The organism is Neobacillus rhizophilus, assembly GCF_018343535.1.
GTDB classification, from domain to species: domain Bacteria; phylum Bacillota; class Bacilli; order Bacillales; family Cytobacillaceae; genus Neobacillus; species Neobacillus rhizophilus.
In genome coordinates, this window is record NZ_JAGYPF010000005.1 from 290,055 (window position 1) to 305,209 (window position 15,155).

Sequence of the window (15,155 nt, forward strand, 5' to 3'; positions counted from 1 at the left end):
AATTTTAGCTGTTAGGTTAAAATGTAAGGGCACTCGAAGAGAGGGGAGAAAATCTTTGGAATCAATCGTAGAATTAAAAAACGTAACCAAAGTGATTAAAGGGAGAACGATTATTGACGATATCAGCTTTCAGGTGAATAAAGGCGAAGTTTTTGGATTTTTAGGTCCAAACGGCGCAGGAAAGACAACGACCATCCGCATGATTGTTGGTTTAATGGCGATTACCTCTGGGGACATCGCCATTGGCGGTTCCAGCATTAAAACACAATTTGAAGACGCCGTCCGCCATGTTGGGGCCATCGTCGAAAATCCAGAAATGTACAAGTTTTTGTCTGGCTATCAAAATCTGATTCATTATGCAAGAATGTCAAAGGGAATTACGAAAGAGAAAATTGCTGAAGTAGTGGAATTGGTTGGACTGTCGGACCGAATCCATGACAAGGTGAAGACCTATTCTCTTGGGATGCGCCAAAGATTGGGCCTTGCACAATGTCTATTACATGACCCAGAGGTATTGATTCTTGATGAACCGACAAACGGCCTTGATCCGGCAGGAATAAGAGAAATCCGTGATTATGTCCGGCTGTTGGCCCGTGAGAAAAACATGGCGGTCATCGTTTCCAGCCACCTCTTGTCCGAGATGGAAATGATGTGTGACCGAATCGGCATTATTCAAAATGGGCAATTGATAGATGTCCAGCAGGTGAAGGAATTCATTCAAGGTAATGAAACGTTTCATGAATTGGAAGTAATTCCGAGCGAAACGGCGCTATCAATCGTACACGCTAACTTCCCAGATGCAGAGGCAAATCTGTCACGAAACGGAATATCTGTCAGTCTTTCAAAAGAAGATATCCCAAATCTGGTTAAAATCCTCGTCCAAGAAGAAATTAAAATTTTTGGCATAAAGGAAACAGCGAAAACTTTAGAGGACCGCTTCCTTGAAGTAACGAAAGAAAAGGAGGCGGAAGCCCATGTTTAATTTAATAAAAAATGAATGGATGAAAATTTTTCGGCGCCCCGGCACCTATGTCATGATTGCGCTGCTGATTGTCATAACCTGCATCGTCGGTGCCTTTTTTAAATATCAAGAAACTGGCTCTAATGCTGGTCCGGATAAGAATTGGCAGCAAACATTGCAGGAAGAAAACGATGCCTTAAAGAAGCAGATGGAACAGAGCAGGACCAAAATAGAGCAGGATTTTTTCAAAGAGGAAATCGCCATCAATGACTATCGAATTAAACATAATCTTCCGGAAAAGGAAAAATTTAATGTTTGGTCGTTTGTCAAACAAGCATCTGAACTCATCACGCTGGCTGGCTTGTTTACGATTATCATTTCCGCCGGAATTGTAGCAAGTGAATTTAATTGGGGTACCATTAAACTGCTGTTGATTCGGCCAATCAATCGCAGCAAAATATTAATATCAAAATATCTGACTGTTCTATTGTTTGCGCTGACCATGCTGGCAATTTTATTTGTGTTTTCGACGGCCCTTGGCGCACTGTTATTCGGAATGCCCGAGCATGCCGCTCCGTATTTAAACTACCATAACGGTACGGTTACCGAGCAAAATATCGTGGTCCATTTATTAATCTATTATGGTTTAAGCTCCATTGATATGATTATGCTTGCGACGATGGCGTTCATGATTTCTTCTGTTTTCCGAAACAGTTCACTTGCCATCGGTTTATCTATTTTCTTATTATTTACTGGAGCACAATTTACCGCGCTCCTGTCGCTTAAGTTTGCCTGGGCGAAATATATTCTATTTGCTAATACAAATTTAATGCAGTACTTTGAAGGAACCCCGATGGTTGAGGGGATGACGATGAATTTTTCAATCTCTATTCTGGTTATTTATTTTATTATTTTTCAATTCTTGGCATTCTTTGTGTTCAAAAAACGGGATGTTGCTGCATAATCAGGTGAAATAGGGCTGTCTCATCCTAGCTGTTGAGACAGCTTCTTTTTTCCAATTATAGTGAAATGCTCTGGGCAAACTATTTAATAAAAAATTATCTGGAGGACTTATTTATGGAAATTAAAATCAGCAATCAGGCATTAAAATGGTTTAAAGAAGATATTGGCCTTCAGGCAGGAGATAAACTGCGATTTTATACGCAAGTTTATGGAAATAGTCCTATTCAAAAGGGGTATTCTTTGGCGTTTACTCAAGAGGAGCCTTTAAAAATAGCAGCCAGTACTGATCTGGATGGGATCCTTTTCTTTGTCGAAGACGGTGATATCTGGTATTTCGATGGGCATGATTTACATGTTGATTATGATGCAAAAGAAGATGAATTGAAATATGGGTATGTTAAACCCTGACTTACTCCACGGGGCAAGCCGGCCTGGTTTTACGGGCTATTTCTATAACCTAAAAGGGTAATTCGGGCGGGAACAAGGATATCCATCGCTGGTAATTTTCTTGTTGTTAAGAGATAATTGTTTGGTACTCGTTCTAAAAGGAGAAATATAGAGTGGAAAAAATCGAGCATATCTCCAGCGAATTTAAAGATTGGATCATACAGACATTAAATAGTGGTGCAAGCCCGGAGAAAATCGTCGATGCGATGATTAAAAAGGGATTCGATGAAACATTTGCCTTAAGGACTTTATTGCGTATTAGTGGAAACCAATCGATTGTAACAGCTGATAAGCAAAGCCCTTATTATTATGAAATTCCTGAAATCGGCCAAAAGGGCATTAAACTATATGCAGGGGACCGGGAAATTAAGGTGCTTTCTAGAGTCGAGTATCCATTTATTCTGCATTTAGATAATGTATTAAGCGACGAAGAATGTGACAAACTGATCAGCCTTTCAAGGGAAAGACTACAGCCTTCTCATGTTATTGATAAAAACACTGGGGAGAACCGTGCAGCTTCTGGCAGAACGAGCAAAGGAATGTATTTTACAATCAATGAAAATGGACACGTCTCCACAATTGAGAAAAGAATTGCAGAATTAACCGGCTATCCGATTGAAAATGGTGAAGGGCTGCAGGTTTTGAACTATAAAATAGGCGAGGAATATAAACCCCACTTCGATTATTTCCCGGCCAACCAGGTTATAGAAGATAAAGGGGGACAGCGGATCGGCACCTTTTTAATCTATTTAAATGATGTCGCTTCAGGAGGAGAAACCGTATTCTCAAAGCTAGGGGTATCGATTGTTCCGAAGAAAGGAACAGCTGTTTACTTTCATTATGGGAATAGTAAGGGACAAGTCGATCGACTATCCTTACACACCAGTGTGCCGGTATCCGAAGGTGAAAAATGGGTTGCCACCAAGTGGATCAGGCAAGGGAGAATTTACTAACATAGATAGGGGCAGTACCAAATGACAGAAAATAAACCATATAGAGTATTACTATATTATATGTATGTACCAATCGAGAATCCGGAGGAATTTGCCGCTCTGCATTTGCAGTTCTGTAAGGAACTAGGACTTAAAGGACGAATTTTAGTGGCTGCCGAAGGGATTAATGGTACGGTATCGGGAACGGTCGAGCAGACTGAAAAGTATATGGAAATCATGCATCAAGACGAACGTTTCGCTGATATGGTTTTTAAAATTGATGAAGAGGATGAACATGCCTTCAAAAAGATGCATGTCCGCCATCGGCCGGAGCTTGTCACCCTTCGCTTAGAAGACGATATCAATCCTAATGAAACGACCGGTAAACATTTGAGTCCGAAAGAATTCTATGAGGCAATGCAGGATCCGGAGACAGTTGTCATTGATGCCAGAAATGACTATGAATTTGAATTAGGTCATTTTAGAGGAGCAGTTCGGCCCGACATAACAGCCTTTCGCGAGCTTCCGGACTGGATTCGGGAAAATAAACAGCAGTTTGAAGGGAAAAAAATCTTGACCTATTGTACAGGCGGAATTCGCTGCGAGAAGTTTTCAGGCTGGCTTGTAAAAGAAGGCTTTCAAGATGTTGGGCAACTACATGGCGGTATCGTGACCTACGGGAAGGACCCTGAAGTGCAAGGACAGCTGTGGGACGGACAATGCTATGTATTTGACGGAAGGATCAGTGTACCAGTTAACCGTGTTGAACATGTTATCGTCGGAAAAGATTATTTCACGGGTGAACCTTGTGAACGATATGTAAATTGTGCAAACCCGGAATGCAATAAACAAATTATTTGCTCAGAGGAAAGTGAGTACAAATACCTAAGGGGCTGCACACATGAATGCCGAGTGCACCCAAGGAACTTGTATGTGAAGGAACATGAGTTAACGGAAGAAGACGTTGAATTGAGATTAAAGCAGATTGGCGAAGAATTTTCGGTTAAAAACAGCTGATTATAATTTTATAAAAAAATGACGTGTGAATGGGTACACGTCATTTTTTTATACATATTTAACTTTTTCGTGTAAGCTTTTCATAGACAGATGCAAGTGCCTGTTCGAATTTTCCTGTCTTTTTCGGCTGATAGTATTGTTTGTTCTTGATCCGGTCCGGCAGATATTGCTGCGGTACCCACCCGTTCTCATAGTCATGCGGATACTTGTAGCCAATGCCTCTGCCAAGCTCTTTTGCTCCTCTGTAATGGGCGTCCTTTAAATGGTCCGGGACATCGCCGGATATTCCTTTTTGTATATCGGAAAGGGCCGCATCAATCGCCAGAATAGCAGAATTGGATTTGGGCGACAGGCATAATTCAATCACCGCATTAGCAAGTGGAATTCTGGCTTCAGGAAAGCCGAGTCTTTCGGCCGTTTCAATAGCCGCCAATGTCCGTGCTCCCGCCTGCGGGTTGGCGAGTCCAATATCCTCATACGCAATCACAATTAATCGGCGGCTGATGCTTACTAAGTCCCCGGCTTCAATTAATCGGCCAAGATAATGCAGGGCGGCGTTTACGTCACTGCCGCGGATTGATTTTTGGAAGCCTGACAATACATCGTAATGGGCGTCCCCGTCTTTATCCGCGGCAATGCTTTTCTTCTGCAGGCATTCTTCAGCTGTTTGCACATCGATATGGATAATGTCATTTTCATCTGGATCTGACGAAAGTATGGCTAATTCCAAGGCGTTTAAAGAGCTCCGGACATCTCCTCCTGAGCCTTGGGCAAAATGCTGAAGTGCCTCCTCGGTTATATCAACTTTTAATCTGCCGTAACCTCGTTCCTCATCCTCTAATGCCCGAACTAAGGTTTGCGTAACTTCATCGGGTGTTAATGGCTTTAGTTCAAAAATTTGACAGCGGCTGCGAATGGCCGGGTTAATGGCATGATAAGGGTTGCTGGTTGTTGCTCCAATCAATACAATCATTCCGTTTTCCAAATAGGGCAATAGAAAATCCTGCTTGGCCTTATCTAACCGGTGGACCTCGTCCAGCAGCAGGATTACTTTTCCGGACATTTTCGCCTCGGCAGCGACAATTTCCATATCTTTTTTATTATTTGTAACGGCGTTTAACGTTCGAAAGGCATATTTGGTACTGCCGGCAATGGCGCTCGCGATCGAGGTTTTGCCTATCCCGGGAGGACCATACAGAATCATTGAGGTCAGCTGCTTGGCTTTTACCATTCTAGCAATGATCTTGCCCTCACCGACAAGATGCTGCTGGCCGGCAACTTCTTCAATTGTTCGCGGCCGCATTCGAAATGCCAACGGTTTTTGCTGCATAGTAATCTCTCCAATAAATATTTTGCTATATCTTAACAATACCATTTCCTCGTGGAAAAGCATATTAAAGAAGAATATGTTATAATTCTAATGCCTACCAAAATACTACGGATTTTTTTGAATATAGATTCTAAAAAAAATAGAGGTGTTATTTTATGAAAATATCTACAAAGGGCCGCTACGGCCTTACAATTATGATTGAATTAGCAAAAAATTATGGAGAAGGGCCAACTTCTTTAAAAACAATAGCCCAAGCGAATGACCTATCTGAGCATTATTTGGAGCAATTGATTGCACCGTTACGTAATGCCGGGCTGGTGAAAAGTATCAGAGGTGCCTACGGCGGTTACATTTTAACAGATGTGCCTTCCAAAATTACTGCCGGGGATGTGATTCGTGTGCTTGAGGGCCCGATTACACCGGTTGAAGGAATAGAAGACGAAGAGCCGGCCAAACGAGAGTTGTGGATTCGGATCCGCGACGCGATTAAGGGTGTATTGGACAACACGACCCTTGAAGACCTAGCAAGCCACAGTGAAGATGGCGAAATGGAAGGTTATATGTTTTATATTTAATGACGAAGCTAATAATAGAGAAATATGTTGATTTGAGGTGTCAGAATGGAACGAATTTATCTCGACCATGCCGCGACCTCTCCTATGCATCCAAAAGTGATTGAAAAAATGCATGAGACGATGAAATCTGTTTTTGGAAATCCATCTAGCATCCATGCTTTTGGCAGGGAAGCGCGACACTATATTGATGTGGCGCGGGCAGCACTCGCGGGGAGCATTGGGGCAAAGGAAAACGAGATTATTTTTACTAGCGGCGGTACTGAAGCGGACAATATGGCATTATTTGGCGTTGCGGAAAGCTATCAGCATCTAGGAAAGCATATTATCACTACCCAGGTAGAACATCATGCGGTGCTTCATGCCTGTCAGAAGCTTGAAAAAATGGGCTTTGTGGTCACCTATTTGCCAGTTGATGAAACAGGCAGGATTTCCATTTCCGATCTTCAGGAGGCCTTAAGGGACGATACCATATTAGTTTCCGTCATGTATGGAAACAACGAGGTTGGCACGATCCAGCCGATTGCGGAAATTGGCCGGCTTTTGAAGGATCATCAGGCAAAATTTCATACAGATGCTGTCCAGGCCTATGGGATGGAAAAAATAAATGTCGACGAAAGCTATATTGATTTGCTATCGGTTTCTGCTCATAAAATAAATGGACCAAAAGGGATTGGTTTTCTTTATGTAAGGTCAAATGTGAAAATTTCACCACGTTTATTTGGCGGCGAGCAGGAGAGAAAACGGCGCGCTGGAACAGAAAATGTCGCATCAATTGCCGGGTTCCATGAAGCGGTTCTGATTGCAATGGAGGAACGGTCTGCGAAAAGAGAACAGTTTACAAAGTATAAGCAGCTTTTACTGAACAAGCTTCAAGAATCAGGGATTGAGTTCACTGTAAACGGATTGCTTGAAAATTCCTTGCCGCATGTATTAAACTTAAGCTTTCCGGGAACTAACGTGGAAGCCATGCTAGTCAATTTAGACTTGGCGGGAATTGCTGTTTCAAGTGGTTCTGCCTGCACGGCCGGATCAATTGAACCATCGCATGTCCTTGTGGCGATGTTCGGCAAAGGCTCAGAGCGGTTAACGAATGCAATCCGTTTTAGTTTTGGCTTTACCACGACGACCGAAGAAATCCTAAAAGCGGCGGAAGAAACAGCGAAGGTTGTATCGCGGCTTAGAAAATAAATGCAAGATTATTTTGTGTGTAAAGAGAGGTGAATTTTTAGATGGAAAGAAAAGACCCAAAAGATACCCGAGTTGTTGTCGGTATGTCCGGAGGTGTTGATTCGTCTGTTGCGGCACTGTTGTTAAAGCAGCAGGGCTATGATGTGATTGGCATTTTTATGAAAAACTGGGATGACACCGACGAAAACGGTGTTTGTACGGCAACGGAGGATTATAACGATGTGATTCGTGTCTGCAACCAAATCGGCATCCCGTATTATGCGGTTAATTTTGAAAAGCAGTATTGGGACAAGGTATTCACCTATTTCCTTGCTGAGTATCGAGCGGGCCGCACACCAAACCCCGATGTCATGTGCAATAAGGAAATTAAGTTTAAAGCCTTTTTAGAGCATGCGATGAATTTAGGTGCAGACTATCTCGCGACCGGTCACTATGCCCGCGTTGAATATCGCGACGGTGAATATAAAATGCTGCGAGGCCTTGATGAAAATAAGGATCAAACCTATTTCCTAAATCAATTGTCGCAAGAGCAAATCAGCAAAGTCATGTTCCCAATCGGCAATCTTGAAAAAGCGAAGGTGCGGGAAATTGCGATGGAAGCCGGTCTTGCTACGGCGGCGAAAAAGGACTCGACCGGAATTTGTTTTATCGGAGAACGGAATTTTAAGGAGTTTTTAGGTCAATACCTGCCTGCTCAGCCCGGCAGCATGGAAACGTTTGACGGCGAAGTCAAAGGCAAACACGAAGGCCTGATGTATCATACGATTGGTCAGCGTCATGGGCTCGGCATTGGTGGATCGGGCGAACCTTGGTTTGCCATTGGCAAGGACTTAAAACGAAATGTTTTATATGTTGGGCAAGGTTTCCATAATGAAAAGCTCTATTCGGATTCGATTATTGCAACGGATGTTAGCTGGGTTTCTGACCGGGAAAAGCCTGTAGAATTTGATTGTACTGCGAAATTCCGTTACCGCCAGGAAGACCATAAGGTTAAAGTTCGTCTATTAGATGGTGGTAAGGTTGAAGTTATTTTTGCAGAACCGATTCGTGCTGTCACACCTGGACAAGCCGCTGTTTTTTATGACGGTGACGAGTGTCTTGGCGGTGGAACGATAGATGAAGTTTATAAAAATGGTGAACGTTTGACATATGTTGGCTAAGTTTAAGGACCCTGATTCCAGTTTTGGAGTCGGGGTTTTTTGTGATGAAATTTGGTTTGGCGAATAACATTGTGAATTCGGCGAATAACAGCCCCGTTTCGGCGAATAACTCAAAGATTTCAGCGAATAATTGGAACAAACCGGCGAATATCTACCAACATTCGGCGAATAACCCTAAACCACGCAGCAGCACCCTATTCCACTCTCAACATTCAATCGAAATATGGTATACTTCCATGTAGAACGGAGTTGAAAAACATGGACAAAAACCAAATAGGTGTTCAATATATGCAGGAAGGCAACTGGGAAATGGCTGTGAAGGTTTTCAATGAGGCTATACAGGAAAATCCGTCTGACCCAGTTGGCTATATTAATTTTGGCAACGTCCTCAGCGTTGTAGGTGAAGCCGAAAAAGCGCTAAAATTTTTCCAAAAGGCAATTGAACTTGACGAAAATGCAGGTGCAGCCTATTACAGCGCAGGCAATCTATATTTCAGCAATGACCGTTTCCAAGAGGCCAAAAACATGTTTGAAATGGCGATGAGAAAAGGACTGGAAACAAGCGACAACTATTTTATGCTGGGGCTTTCATTAGTCAATCTTGACCAGAGCAAATTTGCATTGCCCTACTTCCAAAGAAGTGTCGAATTAAATGAAAATGATGCAGAGGCCCGTTTTCAATACGGGTTAGCTTTGGCGAACCTGGAACTGATTAACGAAGCCATCTGCCAATTTAAAAAATGCGTTGAACTCGATCCAAACCATTCGGATGCCTATTATAACCTGGGCGTTTCTTATGCATTCCAAGAGCAACGCCAGCAAGCGCTGGAGATGTTCGAAAAAGCCTTAGAAATCCAGCCGGACCATTTATTGTCCGGAAATGCCAAAAAGATATTAGAAATGAACCAGTAATCCATTAATTTTCACGAGGAAGGAGGGAGCAGCTATGGTGGAAAAGCAGGAATCGCTTGATTTGTTCAGCGGGCAGGGGAAGTTTATTAAAGGCCGGCCAATTGTGACGATTTTTCACAATGAACAAAACCTCTATACTGTAATTCGAATCCGGGTAGATGAGACCAATCAACAGTATGAAGACAAAGAAGCTGTCATTACTGGCTATTTTCCCAAAGTGCACGAACAGGAAACGTATATTTTTTACGGAGAATTTAAGGACCATCCCCGCTTTGGCACTCAATTTCATGCGAACCATTTTCGTAAGGAAATGCCTCAATCCAAGCAGGGTGTCATAGCTTATTTATCCGGCGAAATGTTCAAAGGAATCGGCAAGAAAACGGCGGAAAATATTGTGGAAACCTTGGGTGAGGATGCGATTTCGAAAATTCTCAATCAGCCCTCCCTCCTTGATACCATACCGAAACTCCCTCCTGATAAAGCAAAGCAGCTTTATGACACGTTAATGGAACATCAAGGTCTCGAACAGGTGATGGTCGCGTTAAACCAGTATGGTTTCGGCCCGCAGCTGTCGATGCGGATTTACCAAACTTATAAAGAAAAGACACTTGAGATTATCCAAGAGAACCCTTACCAACTGGTTGAGGATGTCGAGGGAATTGGTTTTGGCCGGGCTGATGAGCTGGGTTACCAGCTTGGCATATCAGGCAGCCATCCTGACCGAATTAAGGCAGGATGTCTCTATACATTGGAAAACGAATGCATGCAGACAGGGCATGTCTATATGCAAACTGAAGCACTACTTGAACAGGTGAAAGCTCTTCTAGAAGAGAACCAGCGCGACGTAATTGATTTTCTGGCTATCTCAAACGAAATTATCGGTCTTGAAAAGGAAGGTAAAATCATTGGCGAAGAGAAACGAGTTTACCTGCCTTCCTTATACTTTGCGGAAAAAGGACTTGTCACCAGTATTAAACGAATCCTGCAGCAAACAGAATATCAGGACCAATTCCCGGAATCGGAATTTTTGCTGGCATTAGGAGATTTGGAGGAACGGCTTGGGGTCCAGTATGCCCCAACGCAAAGGGAAGCCATCCAAACAGCGTTAATGTCACCGATGCTAATCTTAACAGGCGGGCCCGGAACAGGGAAAACGACCGTTATCAAGGGGATTGTCGAGCTTTACGGAGAACTCCATGGCTGCTCCTTGGATATAAAGGATTATCAAAAAAAGGACGAACCATTTCCGTTTCTGCTCGCGGCGCCTACCGGAAGGGCAGCGAAACGGATGAGTGAATCGACTGGACTGCCCGCGGTCACGATTCACCGTCTGCTTGGTTTCAACGGAACGGAAGGCTTTGACCGTGATGAGGGGAGCCCGCTAGAAGGAAAAATTCTCATTGTCGATGAAACTTCAATGCTCGATATTTGGCTCGCGAATCAGCTCTTCAAAGCGTTGCCGGAAAACATTCAAGTTATCATGGTAGGTGACGAAGACCAGTTGCCTTCTGTCGGCCCAGGCCAGGTTTTAAAGGATTTACTAAGATCGGAGCGAATCCCGACAGTCCGGTTAACGGATATCTACCGCCAGGCGGAGGGCTCCTCTATTATTGAACTGGCGCATGAAATCAAAAAGGGACATTTGCCGGCTGACATAACCCAAAAACAGGCCGACCGTTCCTTTATCAGATGTACTGCCGCACAAATCTCAGAAGTAGTCGAAAAGGTCGCATTAAATGCGAAAAATAAGGGTTATACGGCAAAGGATATTCAGGTATTAGCCCCAATGTACCGGGGGCCAGCCGGCATTGACCGATTAAATTTGCTCCTGCAGGAAATCTTTAACCCAAACCCGGATGGCAAAAGAAAAGAAATCCAATTTGGGGATGTTAAGTACCGGATTGGCGACAAAGTTCTTCAGCTAGTCAACCAGCCTGAGAATAATGTGTTTAATGGAGATATCGGGGAAATCATCTCCATCATCTATGCAAAGGAAAATACCGAAAAGCAGGATATGATTTATATTTCCTTTGAAGGCAATGAAGTGGAGTATACAAAGCAGGATTTAACGCAAATCACCCATGCTTATTGCTGTTCGGTCCATAAATCGCAGGGAAGTGAATTTCCGATAGTCATTCTTCCTGTAACTAGAAGTTATTACAGAATGCTGCAAAGGAATTTAATTTATACGGCGATAACAAGAAGCAAACAATCCTTGATATTATGCGGAGAGGTCGATGCACTGCAAATGGGGGTTGCGCGGGCGGATGAAATGTCAAGATTGACCACACTTTGTGAAAAACTTCAGGAAAACATTGCGGGGAAAACAGCCGAGATCCAAAAGGACCAAGAACAGAGCAAATTGTCTCTTGAGGAAGAATTAATGACCGTCAATCCGATGATTGGGATGGAAAATATTTCGCCGTATGACTTTATGGAGAAAACTGGCAGCTAAATGAAAAAGGACCCCTGATGGGGCCTTTTTCCATTCATTTACTTGATAGTTCCTGCATTTTCCGAGACACAAGCGGGTAAAAATTATTGACGGCGTCGGTAGTCGAATTACCCCCGAAAAAACCTGTTCCCGGGCAGGTTTTTACATTGTAATCCGGACCTCTGTCTAGCACTCGTTCACCCGTTTTTACATTCCACCAATGATGATAGGTAATACTGTCAATAGAGGGAGTCAGTCCGAATCTTAAGGAAAGTGCAGCCGTGATATAAACAATCGTTTCTTTTTGCTCCGCTGTCATCACATCATGGCCGATATCGAAATTTCCGACATTTTCAATCATGATTCCGGTTGTGTTAGCGATAGGGCCAATCGAGCCTTCCGGGGCAATGTCAAACGGCCTGGACACTGCAACCTTTCCATCGGGAAACGTTGTTAAGTTTTGCGCAATATTCTTCCAGCCTCTTTGCTTGACATGGAAATTTTCCATGCTCTCGAGCATTTTAAAATGATTATTCCCATAAAACTGCTTGTAGGACGGAAGCCATGTATGATGCTGCTGGATGATGTTTATATTTCTGGTAAATTTATTTTGAAATAACCAATCCTTAAATTCCTCTCTAGTCATCAAAAGATATTGTCCATGTGTTGCCGCCCCAAGTGCACGGGAAGGGAAAATATTAATAACCATAATAAAAATGAAACTGAAAAAGATTAGATTTTTTCTCATTTCTTCGACCTCTTCCTAACCTCTTTTCTACATTGTTTGTTAAACAACATTTCTTATTCCAAACAGCTCACAATGGAAAACGTTTCACCTTATGATTTGACGAAAATAACGGAAACTAAGAATGTTCGAAGGAGGTGGGATACTCTTTGCGAACATTTTCCTTATTGAAGGGGCAGCCGGTTTTTGAAACGAAAAGAGGAACGAAAATCGGCGAGGTTTGTGATCTTTGCATTTCAAAAAACGGAACCGTCAATGGCCTATTGATTAAAAAAGGCGTTTTCTTCAAACAATCCTGTTTTTTGGACATTCAGAAGGTTTCTTCCTTTGGCTGGGATGGGGTCATGATCGAAGATGCTACTAGCTTGGAAAAGCTGAAAGAAACTCCTGAGTTTACATTGAACCATCAGCATTCACTTGAAGGGATGATGATGCTTTCCAATAGCGGACAATCGCTCGGAATGTTAAAAGATGTATACTTTCAGGAAGAAGTGGGAACAATCGTAGGGTACGAAATCACGGATGGCTTCTTTTCAGATATCACTGATGGGAAACAGGTAATCCAGTCCGAGAAACCCTTAACGGTTGGAAAAGATGCCATTATCGTTGACGTTAATCAAACGTGAGGTGTCTTTTCATGCTTAAATGTCCCAATTGTGCGAGCAAGGATATCGGAAAAATCGGTATCAATCAATACTATTGCTGGAACTGTTTTATTGAATTGTCTGTTGGCAAAGGAATTATCAATACCCATCAAGTCGAGGAAGACGGAACCTTGAGTTCATTAGACGATTTGTTTGAAGAAGAATTGCGTCGTTACACACTCTAAATCCAAATAAGAGGTGAAACGTATGAACAAATTGATGACGACAATGGTTGCTTTTGGTGCCGGGATGGCTGCTTATAATTTGGCGCAAAGAAATAATTTGATGTCAGGCCGGCAAATGAAAAGAATGCAGAGAAAAGTGAAACGAGCGATATTTTAAATGGTTAGATCCCCCTCACAAAGAGGGGGATTTTTAATGAATATTTATTTACCGAGTCTCCAAAAATAACCACTAAAGGAGGGCGCGGGCGTTGGATATTCGTATGAAATGGTATTACCGAATCGGTTTTTCTCTCCTTTTATTAATTGTCATTTACGTATTTTTAAAAATACGTTTTGTCTGGTTGCCGGTTGTAAAAGTGGCCATCATTATTGCACTTCCGTTTGTCATTTCAGGATTTATCACCTATTTGCTGCATCCGATAGTTGAAAAACTGTATGAAAAGGGACTTCATCGTGGCATTGCTATCCTGCTCATTTATGTCATATTTTTTGGTGGACTTGGGTTTACCCTTTATAAGGGGATTCCTGCAGTCATAGATCAAATAAAAGACCTTTCGGAAAGTGCACCTGTTTTCGCTGAACAGTATCGAGATTGGATTCGTACTCTCCAATCCCATACAAGAGAATGGCCTGACGGACTGCAAACGAGAATTAATCACGGCATTGATGCCTTTGAGAAAAGACTTGATTCTCTTTTATCAATTATTGTTGGTTATTTAGGTCAATTGTTAAATTCAGCAGCACTTTTGCTGATTATCCCTTTTATCACCTTCTATATGCTGAAGGATTTTGCCCTAATTAAACGAAGTGTTTGGTATATGACGCCGAAAAAATGGCGGAAAAGAGGAACCCTTTTTCTAAAGGATGTCGACGATTCACTTGGCAGATACATTAGAGGCCAGCTGCTTGTTTGTGTCATTATCGGAACAGTCTCGTCTCTTCTTTTCTGGGTATTTGATTTAAAGTATCCCTTATTGTTAGGAATGATTGTAGGAGCGACAAATGTCATCCCCTATTTTGGCCCCATCATCGGTGCTGTTCCAGCGGTGATTGTGGCAGCAACGACCTCGGTGAAATTGGTCATTATCACGCTGATTATTGTATTTGGATTGCAGTTTCTCGAAGGTAATATCCTGTCGCCCTACATTGTGGGCAAAAGCCTTCATATGCATCCCTTAGTCATCATGGCAGCACTGACAGCAGGGGGTGAGATCGGCGGGATCTTAGGGTTGATTTTAGCGGTTCCGGTGGTAGCGATTCTGAAGGTTGGCATCATTCATGCAAAAAATCACATTATCGCTGCCCGAAATAATGAAACATCTCCATAGGTATTTGACAAACTAAGTCAGTACTAGCTATAATTCGTCATAGATAATATTGGTTAAAATGAAGAAGGAACAAGTATGTTATAGACCATCTGTAACGCATCATGCGCTGAAGAGAGGGGCCCCCATGGCTGAAAGGGGTTCTGGATGAAGGATAACAGAACGCTAATCCGGAGTGCTGCTAACCACTGCCGTAAGACCTGCGTTAAAGGCTTTTGAGAGATGGGTGCAGTTATTGTATCCATAATCAGGGTGGTACCGCGAGATATGCTCTCGTCCCTGTTTTGGGATGAGGGCTTTTTTGTGTGCTTTTTTTAAAATAAAGGAGGTATAAGAT

At 42.7% G+C, this 15,155-nt stretch carries 16 protein-coding genes; 14 read left to right on the forward strand and 2 right to left on the reverse strand.

Annotated features, from left to right (window positions below):
- Nucleotides 1–55 precede the first annotated feature (55 nt).
- The 5 genes from KHA99_RS24245 (at nucleotide 56) to trhO (ending at nucleotide 4,320) form a co-directional block, all read left to right on the forward strand.
- The gene (locus KHA99_RS24245) at nucleotides 56–982 is read left to right on the forward strand and encodes an ABC transporter ATP-binding protein (RefSeq protein ID WP_213120063.1); all 927 of its coding nucleotides are present in this window, start codon (nucleotides 56–58) and stop codon (nucleotides 980–982) included.
- Complete coding sequence (locus tag KHA99_RS24250) at nucleotides 975–1,925, forward strand: ABC transporter permease (RefSeq protein ID WP_213120064.1); 951 nt, start codon at nucleotides 975–977, stop codon at nucleotides 1,923–1,925. The genes KHA99_RS24245 and KHA99_RS24250 overlap by 8 nt, the downstream gene beginning before the upstream one ends.
- Nucleotides 1,926–2,038: 113 nt before the next feature.
- Complete coding sequence (locus KHA99_RS24255) at nucleotides 2,039–2,332, forward strand: HesB/YadR/YfhF family protein (protein ID WP_213120065.1); 294 nt, start codon at nucleotides 2,039–2,041, stop codon at nucleotides 2,330–2,332.
- A 152-nt stretch (nucleotides 2,333–2,484) separates the two neighbouring features.
- On the forward strand, nucleotides 2,485–3,324 hold the full coding sequence (locus KHA99_RS31440; RefSeq protein WP_213120066.1) for a 2OG-Fe(II) oxygenase: 840 nt from the start codon (nucleotides 2,485–2,487) through the stop codon (nucleotides 3,322–3,324).
- Between the two features lie 21 nt (nucleotides 3,325–3,345).
- Complete coding sequence (trhO, locus tag KHA99_RS24265; RefSeq protein ID WP_213120067.1) at nucleotides 3,346–4,320, forward strand: oxygen-dependent tRNA uridine(34) hydroxylase TrhO; 975 nt, start codon at nucleotides 3,346–3,348, stop codon at nucleotides 4,318–4,320.
- A gap of 58 nt (nucleotides 4,321–4,378) precedes the next feature.
- On the opposite strand, the gene KHA99_RS24270 is transcribed toward trhO, so the two are convergent.
- Nucleotides 4,379–5,650, reverse strand: a complete 1,272-nt coding sequence (locus KHA99_RS24270; protein WP_213120068.1) for a replication-associated recombination protein A — start codon at nucleotides 5,648–5,650, stop codon at nucleotides 4,379–4,381.
- 155 nt (nucleotides 5,651–5,805) lie between these two features.
- Between KHA99_RS24270 and cymR the strand changes: the two genes are divergently transcribed.
- The 5 genes from cymR to recD2 all read left to right on the forward strand — a co-directional run bounded on the left by cymR (nucleotide 5,806) and on the right by recD2 (nucleotide 11,940).
- Complete coding sequence (gene cymR / locus KHA99_RS24275; protein ID WP_213120069.1) at nucleotides 5,806–6,225, forward strand: cysteine metabolism transcriptional regulator CymR; 420 nt, start codon at nucleotides 5,806–5,808, stop codon at nucleotides 6,223–6,225.
- Between the two features lie 45 nt (nucleotides 6,226–6,270).
- Nucleotides 6,271–7,413 carry a cysteine desulfurase family protein gene (locus tag KHA99_RS24280; protein WP_213120070.1) on the forward strand — a complete coding sequence of 381 codons (1,143 nt, stop codon included), beginning with the start codon at nucleotides 6,271–6,273 and terminating at the stop codon, nucleotides 7,411–7,413.
- Nucleotides 7,414–7,454: 41 nt separating this feature from the next.
- Nucleotides 7,455–8,573, forward strand: a complete 1,119-nt coding sequence (gene mnmA, locus KHA99_RS24285) for a tRNA 2-thiouridine(34) synthase MnmA (RefSeq protein ID WP_213120071.1) — start codon at nucleotides 7,455–7,457, stop codon at nucleotides 8,571–8,573.
- 258 nt (nucleotides 8,574–8,831) lie between these two features.
- The gene (locus KHA99_RS24290; RefSeq protein ID WP_213120072.1) at nucleotides 8,832–9,485 is read left to right on the forward strand and encodes a tetratricopeptide repeat protein; all 654 of its coding nucleotides are present in this window, start codon (nucleotides 8,832–8,834) and stop codon (nucleotides 9,483–9,485) included.
- Between the two features lie 34 nt (nucleotides 9,486–9,519).
- Nucleotides 9,520–11,940 (forward strand): SF1B family DNA helicase RecD2, encoded by a 2,421-nt coding sequence (gene recD2, locus KHA99_RS24295; RefSeq protein ID WP_249366881.1) that lies wholly within the window; start codon nucleotides 9,520–9,522, stop codon nucleotides 11,938–11,940.
- Between the two features lie 34 nt (nucleotides 11,941–11,974).
- On the opposite strand, the gene KHA99_RS24300 is transcribed toward recD2, so the two are convergent.
- Nucleotides 11,975–12,667 carry an N-acetylmuramoyl-L-alanine amidase gene (locus tag KHA99_RS24300; protein WP_213120073.1) on the reverse strand — a complete coding sequence of 231 codons (693 nt, stop codon included), beginning with the start codon at nucleotides 12,665–12,667 and terminating at the stop codon, nucleotides 11,975–11,977.
- 146 nt (nucleotides 12,668–12,813) lie between these two features.
- Here KHA99_RS24300 and KHA99_RS24305 point away from each other — a divergent pair, with 146 nt between their 5' ends.
- The 4 genes from KHA99_RS24305 (at nucleotide 12,814) to KHA99_RS24320 (ending at nucleotide 14,821) form a co-directional block, all read left to right on the forward strand.
- The gene (locus tag KHA99_RS24305; protein ID WP_213120074.1) at nucleotides 12,814–13,290 is read left to right on the forward strand and encodes a PRC-barrel domain-containing protein; all 477 of its coding nucleotides are present in this window, start codon (nucleotides 12,814–12,816) and stop codon (nucleotides 13,288–13,290) included.
- A gap of 11 nt (nucleotides 13,291–13,301) precedes the next feature.
- Nucleotides 13,302–13,493: a YrzR-like zinc ribbon domain gene (locus tag KHA99_RS24310; RefSeq protein ID WP_213120075.1), complete on the forward strand. Its 192-nt coding sequence runs from the start codon at nucleotides 13,302–13,304 to the stop codon at nucleotides 13,491–13,493.
- A 22-nt stretch (nucleotides 13,494–13,515) separates the two neighbouring features.
- Nucleotides 13,516–13,650, forward strand: coding sequence for a YrzQ family protein (locus tag KHA99_RS24315; RefSeq protein WP_213120076.1), 135 nt, complete (start codon nucleotides 13,516–13,518; stop codon nucleotides 13,648–13,650).
- A 91-nt stretch (nucleotides 13,651–13,741) separates the two neighbouring features.
- The gene (locus KHA99_RS24320) at nucleotides 13,742–14,821 is read left to right on the forward strand and encodes an AI-2E family transporter (RefSeq protein ID WP_213120077.1); all 1,080 of its coding nucleotides are present in this window, start codon (nucleotides 13,742–13,744) and stop codon (nucleotides 14,819–14,821) included.
- The last annotated feature ends 334 nt before the right edge of the window (nucleotides 14,822–15,155 follow it).